The organism is Geobacter argillaceus, from assembly GCF_007830735.1.
GTDB lineage: Bacteria > Desulfobacterota > Desulfuromonadia > Geobacterales > DSM-12255 > Geomobilibacter > Geomobilibacter argillaceus.
This window is the reverse complement of the sequence record NZ_VLLN01000015.1, coordinates 48905-70852: the sequence shown is the minus strand read 5'-3', so window position 1 is coordinate 70852 and position 21948 is coordinate 48905. Positions and strand designations below refer to the sequence as shown.

General features: G+C 60.6%; 17 protein-coding genes. 10 read left to right on the top strand and 7 right to left on the bottom strand.

The features are described 5' to 3' along the window. Nucleotides 1-75 precede the first annotated feature (75 nt). The 3 genes from JN12_RS12725 (at nt 76) to JN12_RS12715 (ending at nt 2729) form a co-directional block, all read left to right on the top strand. Nucleotides 76-858: a dienelactone hydrolase family protein gene (locus JN12_RS12725; protein ID WP_145023288.1), complete on the top strand. Its 783-nt coding sequence runs from the start codon at nt 76-78 to the stop codon at nt 856-858. Nucleotides 859-860: 2 nt separating this feature from the next. Then, the gene (locus JN12_RS12720) at nt 861-1304 is read left to right on the top strand and encodes a thiol-disulfide oxidoreductase DCC family protein (RefSeq protein WP_246125860.1); all 444 of its coding nucleotides are present in this window, start codon (nt 861-863) and stop codon (nt 1302-1304) included. 102 nt (nt 1305-1406) lie between these two features. Next, nucleotides 1407-2729 (top strand): B12-binding domain-containing radical SAM protein, encoded by a 1323-nt coding sequence (locus tag JN12_RS12715; protein WP_145023286.1) that lies wholly within the window; start codon nt 1407-1409, stop codon nt 2727-2729. A 189-nt stretch (nt 2730-2918) separates the two neighbouring features. On the opposite strand, the gene JN12_RS12710 is transcribed toward JN12_RS12715, so the two are convergent. After that, on the bottom strand, nt 2919-3251 hold the full coding sequence (locus JN12_RS12710) for a cupin domain-containing protein (protein WP_145023284.1): 333 nt from the start codon (nt 3249-3251) through the stop codon (nt 2919-2921). A gap of 144 nt (nt 3252-3395) precedes the next feature. Here JN12_RS12710 and JN12_RS12705 point away from each other — a divergent pair, with 144 nt between their 5' ends. Together JN12_RS12705 and JN12_RS12700 are read left to right on the top strand one after the other, a co-directional pair. Beyond that, complete coding sequence (locus JN12_RS12705; protein ID WP_145023282.1) at nt 3396-5693, top strand: Tex family protein; 2298 nt, start codon at nt 3396-3398, stop codon at nt 5691-5693. Between the two features lie 11 nt (nt 5694-5704). After that, the gene (locus JN12_RS12700; protein WP_145023280.1) at nt 5705-7672 is read left to right on the top strand and encodes a TraB/GumN family protein; all 1968 of its coding nucleotides are present in this window, start codon (nt 5705-5707) and stop codon (nt 7670-7672) included. 19 nt (nt 7673-7691) lie between these two features. Here JN12_RS12700 and JN12_RS12695 read toward each other — a convergent pair whose 3' ends face one another. The 4 genes from JN12_RS12695 to nadA all read right to left on the bottom strand — a co-directional run bounded on the left by JN12_RS12695 (nt 7692) and on the right by nadA (nt 14152). Beyond that, nucleotides 7692-8297, bottom strand: coding sequence for a LysE family translocator (locus tag JN12_RS12695; protein WP_246125859.1), 606 nt, complete (start codon nt 8295-8297; stop codon nt 7692-7694). A gap of 525 nt (nt 8298-8822) precedes the next feature. Continuing rightward, the gene (locus JN12_RS12690) at nt 8823-9836 is read right to left on the bottom strand and encodes a DUF4344 domain-containing metallopeptidase (RefSeq protein ID WP_145023276.1); all 1014 of its coding nucleotides are present in this window, start codon (nt 9834-9836) and stop codon (nt 8823-8825) included. A 919-nt stretch (nt 9837-10755) separates the two neighbouring features. Further along, on the bottom strand, nt 10756-12801 hold the full coding sequence (locus tag JN12_RS12685) for an ATP-binding response regulator (RefSeq protein ID WP_145023274.1): 2046 nt from the start codon (nt 12799-12801) through the stop codon (nt 10756-10758). A gap of 436 nt (nt 12802-13237) precedes the next feature. Next, nucleotides 13238-14152 (bottom strand): quinolinate synthase NadA, encoded by a 915-nt coding sequence (nadA, locus tag JN12_RS12680; protein ID WP_145023272.1) that lies wholly within the window; start codon nt 14150-14152, stop codon nt 13238-13240. Between the two features lie 186 nt (nt 14153-14338). Here nadA and JN12_RS12675 point away from each other — a divergent pair, with 186 nt between their 5' ends. After that, a complete protein-coding gene (locus JN12_RS12675; protein WP_145023270.1) occupies nt 14339-14650 on the top strand; it encodes a TatA/E family twin arginine-targeting protein translocase in 312 nt (103 codons plus the stop codon). 434 nt (nt 14651-15084) lie between these two features. Here JN12_RS12675 and ovoA read toward each other — a convergent pair whose 3' ends face one another. Together ovoA and JN12_RS12665 are read right to left on the bottom strand one after the other, a co-directional pair. Next, complete coding sequence (gene ovoA / locus JN12_RS12670) at nt 15085-17196, bottom strand: 5-histidylcysteine sulfoxide synthase (RefSeq protein ID WP_145023268.1); 2112 nt, start codon at nt 17194-17196, stop codon at nt 15085-15087. Nucleotides 17197-17233: 37 nt separating this feature from the next. Continuing rightward, nucleotides 17234-18196 carry an NADPH:quinone reductase gene (locus tag JN12_RS12665; RefSeq protein ID WP_145023266.1) on the bottom strand — a complete coding sequence of 321 codons (963 nt, stop codon included), beginning with the start codon at nt 18194-18196 and terminating at the stop codon, nt 17234-17236. 201 nt (nt 18197-18397) lie between these two features. Between JN12_RS12665 and JN12_RS12660 the strand changes: the two genes are divergently transcribed. From JN12_RS12660 to JN12_RS12645, 4 genes are all read left to right on the top strand, one after another. Continuing rightward, nucleotides 18398-18985 carry a TetR/AcrR family transcriptional regulator gene (locus JN12_RS12660; RefSeq protein ID WP_145023264.1) on the top strand — a complete coding sequence of 196 codons (588 nt, stop codon included), beginning with the start codon at nt 18398-18400 and terminating at the stop codon, nt 18983-18985. A gap of 66 nt (nt 18986-19051) precedes the next feature. Continuing rightward, nucleotides 19052-19624, top strand: a complete 573-nt coding sequence (locus JN12_RS12655) for a flavodoxin family protein (RefSeq protein ID WP_145023262.1) — start codon at nt 19052-19054, stop codon at nt 19622-19624. Nucleotides 19625-19845: 221 nt separating this feature from the next. Continuing rightward, a complete protein-coding gene (locus JN12_RS12650) occupies nt 19846-21051 on the top strand; it encodes an MFS transporter (protein WP_145023260.1) in 1206 nt (401 codons plus the stop codon). A 25-nt stretch (nt 21052-21076) separates the two neighbouring features. Then, a complete protein-coding gene (locus tag JN12_RS12645) occupies nt 21077-21904 on the top strand; it encodes an epoxyqueuosine reductase (RefSeq protein ID WP_145023258.1) in 828 nt (275 codons plus the stop codon). Nucleotides 21905-21948 lie beyond the last annotated feature (44 nt).

The window sequence follows — 21948 nt, the reverse complement described above, 5'->3', positions numbered from 1 at the left end:
CACTGTCAAGGCCGGCCGCCCCGGCAACCTCATGGTATACTTGCAGTACGAGCAACAAGTATGAGGAGGTGTACCATGAAAAACGCGATCATTGCCCTCTGTGCCCTGCTGACGATGGGCGGGGTAGCCGAGGCCAAGGTGGTGACCAAGGTTGTGGAATACCACCAAGGAAATGCCGTCCTGGAGGGGTACCTGGCCTATGACGATTCGAAGGCGGGAAAGCGGCCCGGCGTGCTGGTGGTGCACGAGTGGACCGGTCTCGGGACGTACGTGCAGAAACGGGTGCAGCAGCTGGCAGGAATAGGGTATGTGGCGTTCGGCGCCGACATCTACGGTAAGGGGATCAGGCCGGACAATCCGAAGGATGCGGCGGCAATCGCCGGCACGTACAAGGCGGACCGGCAGTTGATGCGTGATCGGGTGCTAGCCGGCCTGGCTGAGCTTCGCCGGCAACCGCAGGTCGATACCGGCCGGCTGGCGGCCATCGGCTACTGCTTCGGCGGCACCACGGTGCTGGAGCTTGCCCGCAGTGGCGCCGACGTGCGGGGGGTGGTGAGCTTCCACGGCGGCCTCGATACAACGATGCCGGCACCAGCCATGCAGGTCCGGGCCAAGGTGCTGGTCCTGCACGGGGCAGACGACCCGTTCGAGTCACCGGCCCAGGTGGCAACCTTCCAGGACGAGATGCGGAAGGCTGGTGCCGACTGGCAGATGGTCTGTTACGGCGGCGCGGTGCACAGCTTTACCAATCCGGAAGCGGGAAACGACCCGAAGAAGGGGGTCGCCTACAACGAACGGGCCGACCGACGGTCGTGGGAGGCGATGAAACTGTTCTTCGCCGAACTGTTCGGCAAATAGCCGTGGAGCTGGCCAGAGCAACGAAGGGGACCCTTACAGCGCCCGCATTTCCGCTTAAGGTGCTGTACGACGGCTCATGCAGCGTCTGCGCCACCGAGATCGGTCAGTACCTGAAAAAGGATGGTGCCGGCAGGCTGGTGGCAGTGGATATCAGCGCCCCGGATTTCGACCCGACACAGTGGGGACTGACTCTAGACGAGGTAATGACCCAGTTGCATGCGATCGATGGGGAAGGAAGGTTCTACCGGGGGGTGGAGGCGTTTTGGGCGATATGGCAGGCCTTTCCCGACTCCACCCGTTACGGGCTGCTGGGGGCCCTGGTCACCATGCCGCTCCTCTTTCCCCTGGCACGCCTTGCCTACCGGGGTTTTGCCCGCATCCGGCGTTTTCTTCCGAAACGGCGGACAGGGTGCGGGGGCGGCAGCTGCCGCCTTCGCCGACCTTGACGAACGGCGTTGAATCGTATAACAGTGGCGGCGCGTGCAGCGACGCGCCATTCACGCCTTCCGGGACCCCATGCACAGACCAGTATTCAGAGAGGGCCGGCAGTGACGGATTCCTTTCCCCATTGCTCCGGCCACCGGCCACGCCTGCTCCTCGTCTACCCGGCGACCGAGAAGCTGGGGTGGGTGCGCCGGTTCCAGCTCCCCTCCCTGGCCCTGCAGCAGGTGGCAGCCGCCACCCCTCCCGAGTGGGAGGTACTGCTGGCCGACGAACTGCACGAGGAGGTGCCGTTCGACGGTGCCTTTGACCTGGTGGGGATCACCGCCATGACTCACCAGGCACACCGCGCCTATGCCGTTGCCGACCGGTTCCGGGCACGCGGGGTGCCGGTGGTGCTCGGCGGCATGCATCCCACGGTCCTCCCCGACGAGGCCCTCGGCCATGCGGACGCGGTGGTGGTGGGGGAGGCCGAGCCGGTCTGGTCGACCCTGCTGGCAGACCTGCTCGCCGGCTGCCTGGTTCCGCTCTACCGTGCGCCGGTCCCGACCGGCGACACCCTGGTTATCCCTTGGACCAGGCGCGACCTCTTTGCCGGCAACAGCTACCTCACCACCCAGACGCTCCAGGCGAGCCGCGGCTGTCCCTACGACTGCCCGTTCTGCGTCACCACCAACTATTTCGGCAACCAGTTCCGCTACCGTCCGCCCGAGGAGATACTGGCCGAGCTCAGAACCTTTGACCGGAAGCTGACCGTGTTCCTCGACGACAACCTGCTTGGAGACCCGGCACGGGCCGTGCCGATCCTGGAGGGGATGGCCGGTATGGGGCTCCGCTGGGGAGGGCAGACCGGGCTCCGCTTTGCCGAGGACCCCAACCTGGTGCGGCTCGTCGCCCGTTCCGGCTGCATCGGCCTGTTCGTGGGGATCGAATCGGTGAGCGGCGCCAATGCCGGCCTGGCCAAGTCGAGGTCCAGTTCGTCCCACAAAGAGCTGATCCGGCGGGTCCAGGAGGCGGGGATCATCGTGGAGGCGTCGTTCGTCTTCGGCTTCGACGACCACGACGAGAGCGTATTCGAGGAGACGCTGCGCTACGTTGAGGAGTGCAGCCCGAGCATCCCCACCTTCCACATCCTGACCCCCTATCCGGGAACCTCGCTGTTCGAGCAGTACGAACGGGAGGGGAGGCTCTTGCACAAGGACTGGGACCGCTACAACCACAACGAGGTGGTGTTCCGGCCGAAGCGGATGTCGCCGGAGCGCCTCTACCGCGGCTGGGTTGAGGCCCGGCAGCAGGCCTACTCCTGGTCGTCGCTCCTGGGCCGGGTCGCCCGCAACCCCAACCCCCGCTTCACCAACTTCGCCTACAACCTGCTGCGCAAAGGACCCAACGACAGCCTGGCAAAGGAGTTCACCAAGGAAGATCCGTGAGGATGGAGCGCCCCGTTCCGCTCCGAGTACCGCTCGCACCGCCGCTGTACGGCTCATTGCGCGCCGGCCCATCAACTCGCCCTGACGGGCTCAGACACGATGGACCGGCTTTGCTCCATTTCGCCTACAGCGGCTGGCGCTCGGGCACAGTCGCTCCACGGGACACTCCATCCTTACGGATAGTGGTTGCTACGCCCGGATCATCACCAGCAGCATCTTGAACCGCTTGACCGCCCGCAGCGAGTGAGGGTGGTTGGCCGGCATAATGATGAACTGGCCAGTCTCCACGGTGTGGGCCGTGCCATCGATGGTGACCTCGCCGGTGCCGTCGACGATCTGCACAAAGGCGTCGTAGGGTACGGTATGCTCGGAAAGTCCCTGCCCCTCCCCAAAGGCGAACAGGGTAACGGTACCGATCTTCTTGTCGATGAGGGTCCGGCTCACCACGGAACCGGTTTGGTAGGCGACCAGTTCGGCCATGGTGATGGGGCTACCGATCAGGGTTTCTTGTGCGTCGCTCATGATGGATGCTCCTTTCTATAGGTAAAGCATACCGCAATTACCACGCTTCGCCTTGATGCAGGTCAAGGAGCGGCAGCGCCTCTTCCCATTTTTCCCGCCCTGTAGTAGTATCCACCCCCTCAAATCAGGAACAAGGAGCAGAGAATGGCACTCACCGCAGACCAGCAGCGCGCCGTCATCGGCTATATAATCGAAGAGACCGGGCTCAAGCCATTCCAGGTGGAAAATACCGTTGAACTTTTCCAGGAAGGGGGGACGGTCCCGTTCATTGCCCGCTATCGGAAGGAGCGGACCGGCGAACTGGACGAGGTGCAGATCCGTACCATCGAGGAACGGTTCACCTATTTCACCGAACTGACCGAGCGAAAAGTCGCCATCCTCAACTCCATCGAGGAGCAGGGTAAGCTGACCCCGGAGCTGAAGGAACGGATCGAGGCGACCCGCCAGAAGACCGAGCTGGAGGATCTCTACCTCCCGTACAAGCCAAAGCGCCGGACCAAGGCGACCATCGCCCGGGAGCGGGGGCTGGAACCGCTGGCCGACCTGATTGCGGCCCAGGAGCTGACCGCCGGCACCCCGGAGGAGGAGGCCGCTCCCTTTGTCGACCCCGCCAAAGAGGTGCCGGATGCGGCCGCAGCCCTGGCCGGGGCCGGCCATATCCTGGCCGAGCGCCTGGCCGACGACGCCGACGCCCGCGCCTTTGTCCGGCGGCTGACCGCCGAGGAGGGGATCATCCGCTCCCGGGTGGCCACGGATAAAAAGGGAACGGTAACCAAGTTCGAGATGTACTACGACTACGAAGAGCAGCTGCGGACCGTCCCGTCCCACCGGATGCTGGCCATGCGCCGGGGGGAGAAGGAGGAGGTCCTGTTCCTCACCATCGTCGCCCCGGTGGAAACGATCCTGGTCGGCCTGAAGAGCCGGCTGGTCCGGGGGGAGAGCATCTTCCGGCCGCTTCTGGAAGGAGTCGGCGAGGACGCCTACAAGCGACTCATCGCCCCGTCCATCGAGGTGGAGCTCCGCCTGGAGGCCAAGAACCGGGCCGACGAGGAGGCGATCCGGGTCTTTGCCCAGAACCTGCGCAATCTTCTTTTAGCCCCGCCGGCCGGGAGCAAGCGGGTGCTCGGCGTTGACCCGGGCTTAAGGACTGGCTCCAAGCTGGCCGCCGTGGACGGTACCGGCCGCTTCCTGGAGCATGTCACCATCTACCCCCATACCGGCGAGGGGCGGGTCCCCCAGGCGAGAAAGGAGCTGCTCCGCCTCATCGAGAGCCATGACTGCGAGATGATTGCCATCGGCAACGGCACGGCCAGCCGGGAGATGGAACTGTTCGTCAAAGAGACCATGGCCGAGGCCGGCCGGCACCTCCCGGTGGTGGTGGTGAGCGAGGCCGGCGCCAGCGTCTACTCGGCCTCGGAGATCGCCCGGGAGGAGTTCCCGGAGCTGGACCTGACCGTGCGGGGGGCCATCTCCATCGCCCGGCGTCTCCAGGACCCGCTGGCCGAGCTGGTCAAGATCGATCCCAAGAGCATCGGTGTGGGCCAGTACCAGCACGACGTCAACCAAACCATGCTGAAGAAAGCGCTGGACGATGTGGTGGAGTCGTGCGTCAACTACGTCGGGGTCGACCTGAACACCGCTTCCTGGGCGCTCCTCTCCTACGTTGCCGGGGTCGGGCCGGCCCTGGCCAAGGCGATCGTCAAACACCGGGACGACAAGGGGGCCTTCCCCTCCCGCCAGGCGCTCCTCTCGGTCCCCCGCTTCGGGGCCAAGGCGTTCGAGCAGTCTGCCGGCTTTCTGCGGATCAGGGGTGGCGCGCATCCCCTGGACAACAGCGCCGTCCACCCGGAGCGCTACCCGGTGGTGGAGGCGATGGCCGCCGACCTCGGCGCCTCCCTGGCCCAACTGGTCACCGATCCGGCTCTGTCAGGGCGGATCGACCTCAAGCGTTACGTCACCGAGCAGGTCGGTCTCCCCACCCTGCGGGACATCCTGGAGGAGCTGAAAAAGCCGGGGCGCGACCCGCGCAGCCAGTTCCGGGCCGCCACGTTCCGGGACGACATCCGGGAGATCGCCGACCTGAAGGAGGGAATGGTGCTCCAGGGGGTGGTGACGAACGTCACCGCCTTCGGCGCCTTCGTGGACATCGGCGTCCACCAGGACGGCCTGGTGCATGTCAGCCACCTGGCAAACCGGTTCATCAAGGACCCGAACGATGCGGTCCGGGTGGGTGAGGTCGTGCAGGTGAAGGTCCTGGCCGCCGACCCGCAAAGAAAGAGGATCTCCCTCTCCATCAAGGAGGCGCTGCCGGGGGGTGGGGAGCAGCGACCACGTCGGGACAAGCCGGCAGTTGCGGAGAAGAAACCTGCGGAACCGCAAAAGCAGGGGGGGCTTGACCTGAGCGCCTTCGAGCGGGCCGGGTTCCGGGTGAAGAAAAAGTAGGGAGGCTTTCCATGCCCCACCGCCTGCATCTCGAACATTTCGGTCCGGTCCATGCCCTGCCGGTGCTCCATTACCGGATGGAGTTCGCCCATCTGGTGCGGCAGGCCGTCGACCGGATCGAGCCGGACTGCATCGCCATCGAACTGCCGGCCACCCTGGAGGAGCGGTTCCGCAAAGCGGTGGCACGCCTGCCGGAGATCTCGGTCCTTTGGTACGAGGTCCCGACTCAAAGCGGCGCCCACCAGACAGTCTACCTGCTCGTAGAACCGGCCGACCCGCTGGTGGAAGCGGCCCGCCTGGCCCTGGAACAGGGCATCCCACTGTCGCTGATCGACGTGGACGTGGACCACTATCCGGCCCACACCGACCCCCTCCCCGACTCCTACGCCATCCACCGCATCGGCCTTAGCCAGTACTATCACGAATTCATTCGGGCGACCGGAGCTGCGGAACCGGAGCTGGTGGACCAGCGGCGGGAGCAGGGGATGGCGTTCCGGCTGCAGGAGCTCAGCCACCAGCATGAACGGATTCTCTTTGTCGGCGGCATGAGCCATGTGCAGCGGATCGGCGAGCTGTACCAGCGCCCCCAGGCGGCCCCGCTGGAAAGAGTGCGGCGGGAAGGGATCTGGCTCGCCAATCTCCATCCCGATTCCTGCCGGGAGATCCTCGGCGAGTTCCCATTTGTCTCGGCCATCTACGAGCTGAGGCGGGGCGAGCTGCCGCCCGAGCCGGTCACGGACGGGCTGTCGCTCCGCAAGCGGTTCAATGCCTTGGAGCTTCTGAGCGGCGGCAAGCAGGAGATCCCTGAGAATGAACTCCTCATGGCAGCCATTAATGCGGCGGCCCGCCATGTGGGGAGCGCAGGGGAGATGCCGGACCGGCAGCGGATCGTGTTCCGCCTCTTCCAGGAAGCGGCCCGCCACTACCGGCAGGAGACCGGCGAGCCGGTCCACCTCTGGCAGAAACGGGCCTTTTTCCGTTTCGCCCGCAACTACGCCGCCATCAGCGACCGGCTCATCCCCGATCTGTTCCAGCTCCTGGCTACGGCCCGGGGCTGCGTGGACGACAACTTCGCCTATGCCTTCTGCCGGCTGGCCACCTGCTACCCCTGGCAGCGGGCCGACGCCGAACTGCCGACCCTGCGCCTCACCCCGGCGGACATCTGCGGCGCCAGCCGCCAGATCCGCTTTCGTCCTCGCCAGCCGAGGCCTGGGAAAGGGCTCTCCTCGCTGCAGTTTCTTAAGCGGCGGCGGGAGAAGCGGCCCGGCGAGTGGCTGGATGGGTTCGACAATCCGTCCATCTGCTCCTACCCGCCGGAGGATTTGCAGATCGAGGAGTACGGGCGGTTCCTGAAGAAGAAGGGGGCCAAGCAGCTTTCCGAGGAGCAGTTCCGGACCGAGCCGTTCAGTGCCTCGCTCCTGGACGGCATCGACCTGCGGGAGACCGTGCGCAACCTGCACGAAGGGCGGCTCTACGTGCGGGAGCAGCAACGGGTGACCGGCGGGGTGGGGAGTGTGGTGGTGATCTTCGACGAGGATCGGGGGAGCGACCGTTTTCCCTACTGCATGACCTGGCTCGGGGAGCACGACCAGGAATCGGACATGGCCTTCTACGCCACTCCGCCGGCCGACAACATCGTCGGCCCCGGCATCTGCCGCTGCGAGTACGGCGGCTTCGTCCTCTGTTTCCCCCCCCGGCGGATGCTGGATGTCTGGAGCGACCCGGACTACGCCTTTGCCCGGGGCAAGCACGAGCGGCTCCTCCTGGCAGCCCTGGACTATTCGCGGGAGAAGCACGTGGTCTATGCCGCGCCGCGCCCGCCCAGGAGCATGTTCCGCCAGCTGGCTGCCCGCCTGGGGAGGAAGATCGTCTACCTGCCAATCGGTTCGCTGTCGCCGGTGAAGCTGAAGGCGCTGAGGGTGCTGCACATCCTCTACGGCCACGACAAGCGGGAGATCGCGAAGGATTATGTCTGGTAGGAAATGAGGGGCGGCGAAGTTAGATGAAGCCCAGCAGTTTCACCCCTTCCCGCAGTAGCATGACCGCCAACAGTGTCAGCAGGAAGCCGAGAAAGCGCATGATGTACAGGTAGAGCCTGCTGCTCAGAAACAGTTTTGATCTGCCGACCGCGATGGCCAGGATGATCTTTGCGCCGACCAGCGACAGGTAGAAACCGGCGATGAACGCAGAGAACGCGGCAATGCTGATGGTAAGCGACCTGGTCAGTATCGGCGCACCGACGCTGATCCAGAACAGGTACGGATGCGGGCTGAGAATGTTGGTCAGGACCCCTTTCAGCAGTGATCTCGGTAGTTCCTTTGGCAGGATGAGTTCGACTTCTTGGGTGCGGAGCGCCTCATACCCCGTGAACAGGACGAACATGCCGCCAGCCAGTGAAATGATGCCGAGGATGTCGTGATAACCGGAGAGTTGTACCAGGCAGGCAAGGGTGACAAGAATGATCGGCAGATCGGTGATGATCGGCGCCAGTGCGACCTTGATGCCCGATCGCGTACCGTGGCGGAGCGTTTCCGAAATGACCAGCATCAGGAGCGGGCCGGGGGAAAACCCGGCGGAAAGCCCCAGAATGATGCCAATGCTCAAGAAATGTATCATGGTTATGGTCGGTAGTTAACGGTCTACGCCTTCGATTCCTTTGACACTTTCGCCTTGGAGCCGGACGATTCCTGTTTGGCTGGGAGGATTGCCGAATCTTTGGTTGCAACCGGTTGGTCCTTCATGCAGCCGTTACAATACATCTGCCCGGCAGGCGCAGCTTTCCATTATCCCTCCAGACGGCGCGAATTTTTCTCCCCACCATCAAGGAAAAATACAGACACCCCACCTGAGCGGGCATTCTCCCACGCCCCATGATTCTGTTCTAGTCGGGCGCGATGAAATGTCCGAAAGTCTGACCTGACCCCACAGCTCCCACGAAAAGTTATGAGTTACTGGGTACTAGTAGGATATCTTTTGCGTTATCAGTCATAGAAACACCCTGTTCAACGCAAGGCTGACCGGCCGATTTTTAGGGCCGGTCCAGCCGTGAGTTGGGAAAATCTTGTTCATCTGTTTGAAATTTGGAGCTTTGCCCCCTTTTTGATTGTAAAATGTGTTGACCCAGATGCTTTATTTCCTTCTTTTTTCGAGTTCGTTTTTCGCCAACGCCGGCTCATCAAATTTACCGGTACTGTTTATTATGCCGTTGAGAGCCTTATCCGTCATGTGCGGATACAGCAGCCGGTTCCATCTCCGGGCATAATTCTCAGGGGAAGCCATCAGCCGTTCCATGTTTCTTATCCGCTGAATCGACAGAGAATGCCGGTCGCCCTTCTTTAGCATGTTCAGAACTTCTGCTTGAACGTCATGCCCCGAAAACCATTCCATCGCTTCGTTAATTGACCGTTTACCGTCTTCCCCCATTCTTACTAACATTATCGTCGCGAACTCATCAACGACATCCTCATTATCGAAACCAGGCAGTCCCCAAAGATTCAGAAGGGTATGCCCCAATTCGTGCATGAATATTGGCACTATTGCTCTTGGCTGGCCGTCCTGGATCAGTTTCTGAACCAGCTCACTGCACAGTGTAATATCGGGATTTGAGAAGGCATTCTCCATGCCGCACATGACAATATTTATGTTGAAATCAGGGAATATGAATGTGCTCTTCAAGGAATCGTATATTGCATCGTAAGACTCAGCAAGCTTCATTCTGTCGGCTTCAGGCAGGGTTTTTACGGTCTTGATATTGTAGTCAATCTTCTTACCAAGAAAGTTCGCAAACCGATTATCAAGAACGAGGTAATATTCTCCGTAACTCCAAGACTTCGTCTTAAACTGGATTGGCGAAATCTGTTTTTGAACTCCGGCAGACTTGTACTCCAGTCCCTGGTTCATCAGATTGAGGTTGGTCTTGTCGATGACATATGCAGATAAATCCTTGTAAACGGCATTCGTTACGGTAACAGAGACATCGATTTCATCTCCCTGATTAATGCTGCCAAGGGGAATCGTCGTGTAACTTCTTGCTTGAACCAATTCGCTCCCGTTCCTATTTACGGGAATCTGAGATTGGACCCTGACCTCTGCTAAGGAGGGGACCGCCAGCATAATCAAAATAATCGTAAGAATTATTCGCATTTATCCTCCCAATATTCGATATATCCACTGCATCCCTTTATGAATCTCTCATCGGTTCATAGTTCAACTCGTAAATGAGCAGTTAGAGCCAGGTTTATATTTATAGGCAAGCTTATACATGTATAAACAAGTTTATATATTTATAAACCAGGAAGGTTTCTACTATTATAAGCTTTGCCACGATTTGCTGTGCTTCGTGTTTCCAATACTATAAACTTTTCCAGTTTTGTCCCGGCAATGCACCCATATGCCACAAGTCAGACCGGGGGACAAACGTAGTTGACTTGTTGACTAAGTGCAGAGTTTATCGACTAACCATGTTCCCCTTTGCGTTCCCAGAGGAGATGCCCGGCCGTATTCCTCGGACGACGTACAAACTTCACTCCCGCAATAAATGAAAGCCACGCACGGCATCATGCTACCACACGCGGCTTCAGAAATTTCCTTGGCAAATATTTCCAACGCGCCCTCCAGCACATTACACACAAGAATGATAAAGGCTTTGTATATTACAGGTTTCGTGCCAAAAGCAATAATACATAATATCAATATGTTGCGGGCGGCCAACAAGGCAGGTGTAACAAAATGAGATGTCACATAATGTTACACTTGCACCAGCAAGCGCCCTCCCATGGCTGCTTTACAGCCAAGTGTAACAAAATGTTGCAGTAGGGGTACTTGAGCGGGTGGGGGACGATTTTTTTGGGGGGAGGGGTTGGTTCGAAGTCAAACTCCCCAGATTTCTCCACGGAATGATTGAAACATTGTAGTTCGAAAGCTCCTTGTCCCCGCCATATGCCAGCACTGCCGGGTGATCCGCCGAGTAGCCAGGCTGCTCGAACAAATCGTCAATTCAATTTACAATATGTTCAATGGGGGGCTTGAGCTATGCTGATTACGCGCGGGACACGAGCCTCCATCAGTCACCTGCCAACACTTTGCGAATGGTTTTGTCCAGGCTGTTTTTGGTATACGGCTTCATGACGTAGCCGGCTATTTCGGCTTCTTTGGCCTGGGTCTCGTTGAGATCCTCGCTGTATCCGGTGCAGAGGACAATCGGAATATCCGGCCTGATGGTCATGAGTTCACAGGCCAACTCCTTGCCGGTGAGCCCCGGCATGGTCATATCCGTAATGACCAGGTCAAATCCCTGTGGATTTGACCTGAAGAGTTGCAATGCCTCACTGCTGCTCGCCGTAACGGTAGCGGAGTACCCAAGCGATCCGAGCAGCTCCTGCCCCAACTCCGCCAGCATTGCTTCGTCGTCCACAAAGAGTATCCGCTCCGTGCCGCCGCTCGATTCATCACCTGCCGGGTCCCGGGGAGCAATCTCCGCCACAAGCTTCGGCAGAAAGATGTGAAAGGTGGTTCCTTGCCCTGGTTCGCTATCGACACTGATCGCGCCGCCATGATTCTTGACGATTCCTTGCACCACAGCCAAGCCGATGCCGCTCCCTTCTCCCACCTTTTTGGTCGTGAAGTACGGATCGAATATCCGCTCTCTGACGTGGCCCTCCATGCCATGGCCGGTGTCGCTCACCGTCAACCGCACGAAGGAGCCGGGCGTGAGGTCCGGGTAGAGTGCGATCAGCGAGGCATCGACCTCGACATCCGACAGGGACACCGTCAATATTCCTCCACGCTCGCGCATGGCATGTGCCGCATTGGTGCCGAGATTCATCAGCACTTGGTGGAGTTGGGTCGGATCGGCGAGGATCAGGTCCCTTTTCAAACTGGCAGCGATCTGCTGTTGAATCTCTATGGTAGATGGGATCGAGGAACGCAGGAGCATCAACACCTCCTCGACGATGGAAGCCACCGGTACCGGTTCCGGCTCCTGCTCACTCTGACGGCTGAAGGTCAGGATCCTGCTCACCAGGTCCTTGGCGCGGGCGCTCGCCTCCTGTGCCCGTTCCAGATCGCGTGCCGCTGCACCGTTGTTCTGCAGCTTGCGCTGTGCCAGATCGGTATAGCCGATGATGGCGGTAAGGATATTGTTGAAATCGTGGGCTATCCCACCGGCAAGAGTACCGATTGCCTCCATCTTCTGTGACTGGCGCAGCTCTCTTTCCAGCTTCTTGATGTCGGTGATGTCGCGACCCTCCGGGATGAGCAATATGACCTCACCCTGATCGTTGATCACCGGTTTCAAGGAAAAGTCGATGTTGTAGAGGTTTCCACCACGGTCCAGGTAGTTCGCCTCAAACCGTACCAATTCGCCCGCTGCAGCCTTGGCGACCGCACCATGTACTTTTTCCCGGAGTTCGGCGGAGTATGTCCACCAGGGTGAGTCCCAGAAAGGTTTACCGATGACATCCGACTCGGTGACGCCACTGATGTCCAGTGCGGTCTGATTGGCCTCCAACAGAATGCCATCGGGGGATAAGACCCCCATCATCTGGAAGGTCTGGTCAAAGATGGCACGAAACTTCTTTTCGCTCTGCTGCAAGGCGTCCTGGGTCCGTTTCAGTTCGTCTATTTTTTCTTCCAGTTCTCTATTGGCAATCGCCAACTCCCTGGTGCGCTGTTCAACGCGTCGTTCCAGCGAGCCTTTTGCCTCCTGCAAACTGGACGTCAGTTCCCTGATACGCAGATGCACCCCGACGCGAGCCAGCACCTCTTCACGCTGGAATGGCTTGGTGATGTAGTCCACGGCTCCGACATCGAAGCCCTTCACCTTGTAATCAGTATCAGACAGGGCGGTCATGAAAATCACCGGGATATCCCGTGTATTGTCAAGGGCCTTCAGCCGGCGGCAGGTCTCATAGCCGTCGATCCATGGCATCATGACATCGAGCAGAATCAGGTCGGGCCGGGCGTATTCCGCCCTGGAGATTCCGCTTTCCCCATCCTCGGCCACAAGAACGGTATAGTCGCATTCTGCAAGAAAATTGGTCACAACGGCCATGTTGTTGGGATCATCATCAATAATCAGGATGGTGGGTTGCTTCATTTCTGCTCGCATCTGGTTCCCCCCGATATGTTCATCCGCCAGATATGGAATATAGGGCAAAAAAGCAGTTGTCAACGAAACACACGAAAAACACGAACTAAATCAGTAAAATAAGCAGCATCACCGTACGACCTGTTCGGTGAATTGCTGATCTGCTGCAATGTTTTATTTTTTCGTGTGTTTTCGTGTCGTTCGTGGACCTAAAAGCCGCTTTTAGGTTGAATCTGAAGGGGATCAGCGGGGAGGTACGAGGAGAGAGGGGGGAGCTAGTCAAGCCTGCGACCCTTTCGGGTCTTCTTCCGTGGACCCTTCTGACACCTGTCTGCCGGGTAGGATTGGCGACTTGTTATCTGCTACTGCTTTTCCATCCATACAACCGTTACAGTACATCTGCCCGCAGGCACAGCCGGTCATATATTTCTCCTGACAGCGAGATTAACTCGTTGCCTTAGTCGCGGGGGATGGCGATCATCCGGTCCAGCGCCCTCTTGGCCGGGACCCGGATATCCTCCGGCACGGTAACCACCGGGGACATGGTCTGCAAAGCGGCCAGCACGTCTTCAAGAGAGGTGAGCTTCATGTTGGGACAGATCAGGGCCGGCGAGGCGAGGATGAACTCCTTGTCCGGGCTGTCCAGCTTCAGGCGGTAAAGGATGCCGGCCTCGGTGCCGACGATGAACCGGCGGGCCGGGCTCTTGCGGCAATAGTCGTACATACCCGAGGTGGAGCAGACATGGTCGGCCAGGGCCACCACGGCCGGGTTGCACTCGGGGTGGCAGATGAAGAGGGCGTCCGGGTGTTGCGCCTTCAGCGCCTGCACCGCTTCCGGCTTCAGCCGCTCGTGGGTCGGGCAGTAGCCGTCCCAGAAATGGAAAGTCTTGTCGCTGAAGCGGGCAATGTAGCGGCCCAGGTTGCGGTCCGGCACGAAGATCACTTCCCGGTCAGGGAGGGAGTTGACCACCTTGCCCGCGTTGGCCGAGGTACAGCAGATGTCGCTCTCGGCCTTGACCGCGGCCGAGGAGTTCACGTAGGTGATCACCGGAACGCCGGGATACTGCGCCTTCATGGCCTTCAGCCCCTCGACGGTCACCATGTCGGCCATGGGGCAGCCTGCATCAAGGCGGGGGAGGAGCACCGTCTTGCCCGGCGAGAGGATCGCGGCCGATTCGGCCATGAAATGCACCCCGCAGAAGACAATGACGTCGGCATCGGTCTTGGCTGCTTCCTGGGAGAGCCCCAGGGAGTCGCCGGTGATGTCGGCAATCTCCTGCACCTCGTCCCGCATGTAGTTGTGGGCGAGCAACAGGGCGTTGCGGTCCTTCAGGAGGGCGCGGATGGTCTGTTTGATGTCGTCAGCCGGCATGCAAGCCTCGCAGCAAAATGTTCCCATTATGCCGTATACGGTACGGGACAGCGGGATGGTAGTCCATCTGACGCCGTCTTGTCAAATCCTTTGCCCCGCCGGCCCCCCATTCCTTGACACCCTGCAGGAAATCTTCTAATATTTCCTTACTTTTTGCGACAGCAGTCAACCAACGCGAGGTCTCATATGTTTGGCATCGGCATGCCCGAATTGATCGTCATTCTCGTTATCGCCCTCATCGTCATCGGCCCCCAGAAGCTTCCCGAACTGGCCCGGTCCCTCGGCAAAGGGCTGGCCGAATTCAAGCGGGCCACCGATGACTTCAAGCAGAACATTGCCGAAGAGACGCAGGCTCAGGAAGAAAAGGAACGGATCGCCAAAGAGGTGGCCGCGAAGGAGGCCGCTGAGAAGGAGGTGGCTGAAAAGGCTGCCGCCGGTTACGCCGCCGCCGAGAAGGGCACGACCGCCTCTGACAAGAAGGAGCAGGCCAAAAGCTGATCCGGGACCTACCTCTGCGCACTGCACATGAAAAAGGAAAGGGTGACATCCACCTTTCCGTCCGGTCTCTACAACGAAGAAGGCCCGCCTTGTTGGCGGGCCTTCGGTTTTTTTTATATCTTTGTTCCGTTTTTCACGGTGTCGTTCCGGCTGCAGTTACACCGGATGCAGACTGCAATTATGTATGTGTCCTGCCAGGCGGAGTTTCCTCGATAGTATTTACCCTCCTTTTCTGAGCAGTCTTGTTACGTTTTCTCTGCAGTCTGTTACAGGTAGCTACCTGATTAGACTATAGCGCCGATGAACTGATTTTACAGTCTATTAAATAATTTTTTATGCAGGTATACTGCTGGATGTTGTGCTAAAAAGATAGCCCCCCCCTTTGCAGTGCCAATCCCTACAACGATCTGCTGACAACAAGCCTCCCAACGCCCTCACGCCAGCCGTTCCCAGACGGTCAGTTCGGCGATGCTGTGCTGGAACTTGCGCCTGGTCTCTCTGATGACGAACGGCACGTCACGCGCTTCCCCCTTCTGCCGGAAATGGGGGGCCAGCGCCTCCTTGAGCCCGTCCAGGGTGGTCACGTTCTCGCCCGCCGCCTTGTAGCCGCCGAGCCACTCCTCTTTCTTCGTGAACTCCTCCAGCCAGGTGTAGGGGGAGGTGATCACCAGCAGCCCGCCCGGGTTCAGCCGCTCGTGGATGGTGGTGAGAAAGCGGCGGGGCGAGTAGAGCCGGTCGATCAGGTTGGCCGCCAGGATCAGGTCGTAGCCGGTGAACTTCTCGGGCAGGTTGCAGGCATCGGCCTGGAAGAACGCGACCCGCTCCCTGATCCCCTCCAGCCCCAGGTCGGCCAGGCTGATCTCATGGTACGACATGATCTCCCCCTCCTCTGGGAGGGCGTAGCGGAGATATCCTTCCTCCTGCATCCGGGCGGCCAGCCGAAAGAAGCGGGTGGAAAAGTCCAGGCCGGTGACCCGCTCGAACCCGCCCCTGGCCAGCTCGAAGGTGGCCCGCCCCACTGCACACCCCAGATCGAGGGCGTGCTCGTGACGCCGTCCGGCCATAAGCTCCAGGCAGATCCGGGCACAGGCTGCGGGGAAGTTGGGGACGCCGAAATGCCCGGGTCCGTAATGGGCGTCGCAGTACTCGGCCGTCAGGGCATCGGTTTCGTACTGGTCCTGGTGGATCTCCACCGGGGCCGCGCTCTCCACGTAGCGGAACCCGGCGTGCTGGAAGAAGTGGCGGCGGAAAGCGTAACGCGCATCGCGGGTCGCCTCGTTGCCGGTGGAAATCCAGGAGCCCCCCTTGATCAGGTTGTGGCGGGTGTCGAAGGTGGGGGTGGAGAAGTCGTCGTACCAGGGGTGGATCTCGAAGCCGTGGAACGGGTAGATGGGGGTCTCGGTCCACTGCCAGACATTCCCCAGCACGTCGAAGAACTCGCCGAAGCGGAACCGGTCTACCGGGCAGGAAGATGCCCACTGCTCCAGGTTGGTGTTGCCGGGCGCCCGGTCCCACCACGGCTGATCCGGGATGGCGCAGACGTCCCGCAGCCGGTGCCACTCGTCCTCGGTGGGGAGCCTGATCGTAAGGCCGGTGCGGGCCGCCTGCCAGTTGCAGAACGCCTTGGCCTCCAGGTAGTTGACCTCAACCGGCCAGTTCCAGGGGAGCGGGATTTCCTCCGCCATGGTCCGCAGCAGCCATCCCCCATCCTGCTGCATCCAGAAGAGCGGATGCTCCGCCTCCCGGAAGGTGCGCCAGTTCCACCCCTCCTCGGTCCACCAGCGCTGTTCCCGGTAACCGCCCGCCTCGACGAACTCCAGGAATTCCCGATTGGAGACCAGGTACTGGGAGGCCCTGAACCCGGCCACCTCCGCTTCATGGCGGCCATACTCGTTGTCCCAGCCGTACAGGGGGTGGTCGTGCGACTTGCCGAGTACGACCCGGCCGCCGGGGACCGGCAGCAGCTTGTTGGCCGGGGGCTCGCCCGTCTCGCGGCAGATGTCCCAGAAGGGGAGCCGCACCACCTGATCGATGGGGAGCTGGCGGATCAGGACCGATGACGTTTCAAGGTGTATCCGCTCGTGCTCGATCCCCATCATGATCGCCCAGAACGGGTCCCCCCAGGTGATGGGCAACATGAGCGGCAGGCGGCGGATGACGCTGTCCACCAGGTCGCGGGCCTTATCCCGGTACTCCTTTACCGCCTGCCGGGTCGGCCAGTCGTAGCGGGTGGCGTCCAGGTCGTCCCAGGACATTTCGTCCACCCCCACGGCGAACATCGATTCGAAGCGGGGATTGATCCGCGTGTCGATCACCCGGGCGATGGTCAGCTTGTTGATGAAGAAGGTGGCGGTGTGGCCGAAGTAGAAGATGAGCGGATGGCGCAGTCGATCGGCCCGCAGATAGAACGTGGCGTCCTCCTTTAGAGTTTCGTACAGCTTCTCGTCGATATCAAAGGTCCGGTGGAAGTACTCCAGTATCTCGCCCCGCTTTGCCTCCGGATCGCCTTCGTTCAGGATAGTGGTATGGGTTCGCTTCAGTTCCACGGCCGTTTCCTCCCTGCGTGCCTCAGTCGTCCGAACGTCACGGAATGAGGACGATCTTGCCCAACGTGCTCGCCTCCATCACGGCGTGGTGGGCCGTTGCCGCCTCGGCCAGCGGCAGCTGGCGGCTCACCACCGGCCGCAGGGTGCCGTTCTCCAGGCCTGCGCCAAAGGCGGCATGCATGCTTGCCAGTTCGGCTTCAGTGGCGTTGTAGAGAGTCATGCCGAGGATCGCCGCCTCCGTTCCCATGGCGTCTCTCGGATCGATCTCCACCCGGCCGCGGCTGCCGATCACCACCACCCGCCCCCCCTTGGCCAGCAACGGCAGGTCGTTCCCCAGGTTCACATTGGCGAGCATCTCCAGGATGATGTCGACCCCCCTGCCGCAGGTGAGCTCCCGGAGCTGTTCGAGATATCCCGCTGACCGATGATTCAGGACATGGTGCGCACCCTGGGCCGTGACCAGTGCCTTCCCCTCCTCGCTGCCGGCAGTGCCGATCACCCTGAGGCCGGCAGACCTTGCCAGCTGAACCGCTGCGATGCCGGCCCCGCCGCTGGCGCCATGGACCAGGACTGTTTCACCAGCCATTGCGCCTGCCCGTTGAAACAGGGCGCGGAAAGCGGCACCGTACGGCACGCCGATGGCCGCCCCCTGGGCGAAGGTTACCCCTTCCGGCAGCGGATGGGTCTGGAACTCTTTGCACAGCACCTGCCCGGCGTAGGTGCCGGACAGGGACCATGAGGTATAGACCCGCTGGCCGACCTGGCGGTGATGGACCCCGGGACCGACGGCGCTGACGATGCCTGCCCCGTCCAGGCCCGGGGTATAGGGAAGCTTGAGGTCCGGCCGGTACTGGCCGGAGCGGATATAGGTATCGACCGGGTTCACCCCGATGGCGTGCAGCATGACGACCACCTGATTCTCGGCGGGTGTCGGGTCGGGGAGTTCTGCCAGCTGCATCACCTCCGGCGGCCCAAAGGTATTGACGCGAATCGCTTTCATGATGATTTCCCCTTTCTTTTGGCGACGGAGCCGTTTCACATGTTCAGTATACCACCACTCCGGGAGGGATGGCGTATACTTGAGCTATGGCAGGCATGGCACCGAAAGGCCAAATCGTGGGTGGTTGCGGAAACGGTTTCCATACCTCACGGCAACAAAAAACAGTTTGCTTTTATAGACGACCGGTCTATTATTGTATCCATGGACAGAAACGAAACAAGAGAACATATCGTCCAGGTGGGGACCAGCCTGATCACCCTGCACGGTTACAACGCCACCGGTATCGATGCGGTACTGAAGGAGGCGGGGGTTCCCAAGGGGTCGTTCTATTACTATTTCAAGAGCAAGGAAGAGTTCGGCCTGGCGATCATCGATCATTTTGCCGAGCGGTTCGAACAGCGACTGGATACATTCCTCAAAGACAATGAGGTCACACCACTGAACCGCATCCGCAACTTTCTGGAGAGCGGCCAGACACGCGTCATCCAGAACGAGTGCTCGAAGGGGTGCCTGATCGGCAACCTGGGGCAGGAACTGGCCGATATCAATGAACGGTTCCGCAACCGTTTGGAAGAGATATTCAGTGTCTGGCACGAACGGTTCGTCGCCTGCCTGGAGGAGGCACAGGCTGCCGGAGAACTGCCGGCCGGAATCGATTGCCCGGCAGTTGCCTGTTTCATCCTTTCCGGCTGGGAAGGGGCGATTCTCCGGGCCAAGGTGATGAAATCCCCGCTGCCGATGCGTGGCTTCATCGATGTCCTCTTTGCCTCGGTGCTACAAAAAGGGTGAAATTTTTTCACCCGGCTATAGACGACCAGTCTAATATGTGATCAATTAAAGAAAAGGGAGGAAGTCATGAAGGTTGTCAGTCTGTTGGGGAGTCCGCGGTCAAAAGGAAACAGCACGGCCATTGCCAACCATATCCTTGAAACAGCAGCCAAGGGCGGCGCCGAAACCCGCTCGTTCGAGCTGAACCGGCTCAATTACCGTGGGTGCCAGGCCTGCTATGCCTGCAAGAAGACTGTCGACCACTGTATCCTTGAGGACGACCTGGCCCAGGTGCTTGCCGCGGTTCACGAAGCGGATATCGTGGTACTGGCATCGCCGGTCTACTACGGAGATGTGACAGCCCAGCTCAAGGGGTTCATCGACCGGACCTTTGCCTATCTCCATCCGGACTACCTCGTCAACCCGCAACCGAGCCGGCTGGCCCAGGGCAAGAAACTGATTTTCGTCCTGACCCAGGGGAACCCGGATGAGACACTGTTTGCCGACGTCTTTCCTCGCAACGAGATGTTCCTGAAGTGGCTGGGGTTCACCGACATTCGGCTGATCCGCGCCTGCGGGATTGGACCGGCCACCGTCGATGAAGTGCCCGCTGCCGTCCTGCAGCAGGCCGAGGACACAGCCCGAGCGCTGCTGGTGTAGCACAACCGCGCCAGCCATCTTACCCGGAAAGGGGGTGACACATATGCTACGGAAACGTTATCAACTGCGGGCAACTGCCCACTGCAAAGAAGGCTGCCTACTACAGTCCCGGGCATGACGTTAAACTGCCCATCCTATTTGGGAGAAGGGGTGCTGGGGGGGGAAGACATTGGTGACACTCAGAAACATGGCCACGGCTGCGTGGCAGGTAACGAGGCTTCATGACCGACGGTAATACCGGGAAAGGACAGCCGTCATTGTCGGTACTGCTGCTGATCAGCTGTACGGTCTGTTTTGTCTGCTTCTTCGGCTCGTACATGCGGATACCGGTCGTGCCCCTTTTTGCCTCATCGCTCGGTGCCGATTCGGTCCAGGTGGGGCTCATCAACGGCGCCTTCATGCTCATGGCCGGCTCCCTTTCCATACCGTCGGGGCTGGTGTCCGACCGTCTGGGCCGGCGACTGCCCATTCTGGCCGGGCTTCTGCTCCTGTCGGGCTCGTCGTTTCTGCTGTTCTGGAGTACCAGCCCGTTGCAGATGGCCGGCATCTACCTCCTGTTCGGCGTCGGCCTGGCGGCATTCGCCCCGACCCTGATGTCCTACGTGGCCGATTTCACCCCGCCCGACATGCTTGGCCAGGCGTTTGGCTGGTATACCATGGCGCTGTACGGCGGGATGACCATCGGTCCCGCGACCGGCGGCTTCCTTGCCAAGCTGCTGGGGTTGCGCCAGGTGTTTCTCGTCTCCGGCGGGCTGATTTTCATCATGTTCTGGGTGGCGCTGTTTTTTCTCCCCGTCGCGCGCACACCGCACAGAACAGCTTCGCGGCCGGCGATCATCCCGTCGCTGAAGAGCCTGCGGCACAACCGGCCGCTGCTCGCCTGCCTCACCGTCACCATCGGCACCTGCATGGGGTTCGGGCTGTTCGTGACCTTCATGCCGCTGTACATCACCAGTCTGGGTCTGAACGCCGGGGATGTGGGCACCGTGTTTGCCGCCCAGGCCCTGGCCAACGCACTCTCCAGGATACCGTTCGGTCGCTTGGGCGACCGGGTGGCTGACCGTGGCGTTTTTGTGACCTGGGGACTGGCGGGATTCGGTCTCGCCATTGCCGCCTTCGCCTTCTGCACCACCACGATCCCGCTCATGGCCGCTGCTGCCATGATGGGGATCAGCATGGGAATAGTATTTACCGCCATCGTCGCGCTGATCGCCGACGTGGTGCCCCGGGAGCTGCGGGGACTGGCCATGGGATGTTACAATACCTGCATCTATTTCGGGATGATGTTGAGTTCAACGGGGATGGGCGCGATCATCCGGTCGGCAGGCTACAAGACATGCTTCCTGCTGAACGGGGCTATCAGTGCACTGATCCTGGTGATCTTCTTTTTCCTGTACCGGCAGCCGGCCGTGACCCGGCCCGGTTGAACCCAGTTCGTGAACGGGAGGAGTCATGGAACAGACGATACGCAAGGAGATACAGCAGTTTGTTGCGACCAGCCCGGATAACCGCTTCCCTGAGGGTGACGGGCCCTATTTCGACGAGCCGCTGGTCGGCTATGCCGCTGCCGGAGATCCCCTGTTCGCGGAGTACCGGCAGATCATCGGTGCGTTCCACCAGACACCGACTGAGGTTCTGACAGCGGCCTGCGGCGCGGTGACGGCTGCGACGGTCATCTGCTGGATACTGCCGATCAGCCGGTCTATCCGTGAGAGCAACCGGCGGGAGGAACAGTGGCCCTCACGGGAGTGGGCGCTGACCCGCAGCAACGGTGAGACCGTCAATGCTGCCCTGCGCCGGCACCTGGTCGCCTGGCTCGAAGGGGCCGGACACCATGCCGTGGCCCCTCAACTCGCACCAACCTGGCAGCAACTGGCCGAAACACCGGTCGGGCTTGCGTCGACCTGGTCGGAACGTCACGCCGCCTATGCGGCTGGACTCGGTACCTTCAGCCTCAACGACGGCCTGATTACGGCAAAGGGAATCGCCCATCGCTGTGGCAGCGTGATCACAGACCTGCCCCTGGCCCCCACCCCCCGCATGTCGGCCAGCCACCGGAGCAACTGCCTCTATTTCCGGGACGGGAGCTGCGGCGCCTGCATCAAACGGTGCCCGGCCGGCGCCCTGTCCCTTCAGGGGCACGACAAGAAGGCCTGCCTGGGCTACGTGTACGGAGCAGTGCCGGCGGCGGTGGGAAAAGAGTATGGCGTACCCCACACCGGCTGCGGCCTCTGCCAGACCAGGGTCCCCTGTGAGGCACAGATCCCGGCTGTTCAGTAGTGCGGCGGGGGCTCTTCCCCTTCTTTCGCAACCATAATGGCGGT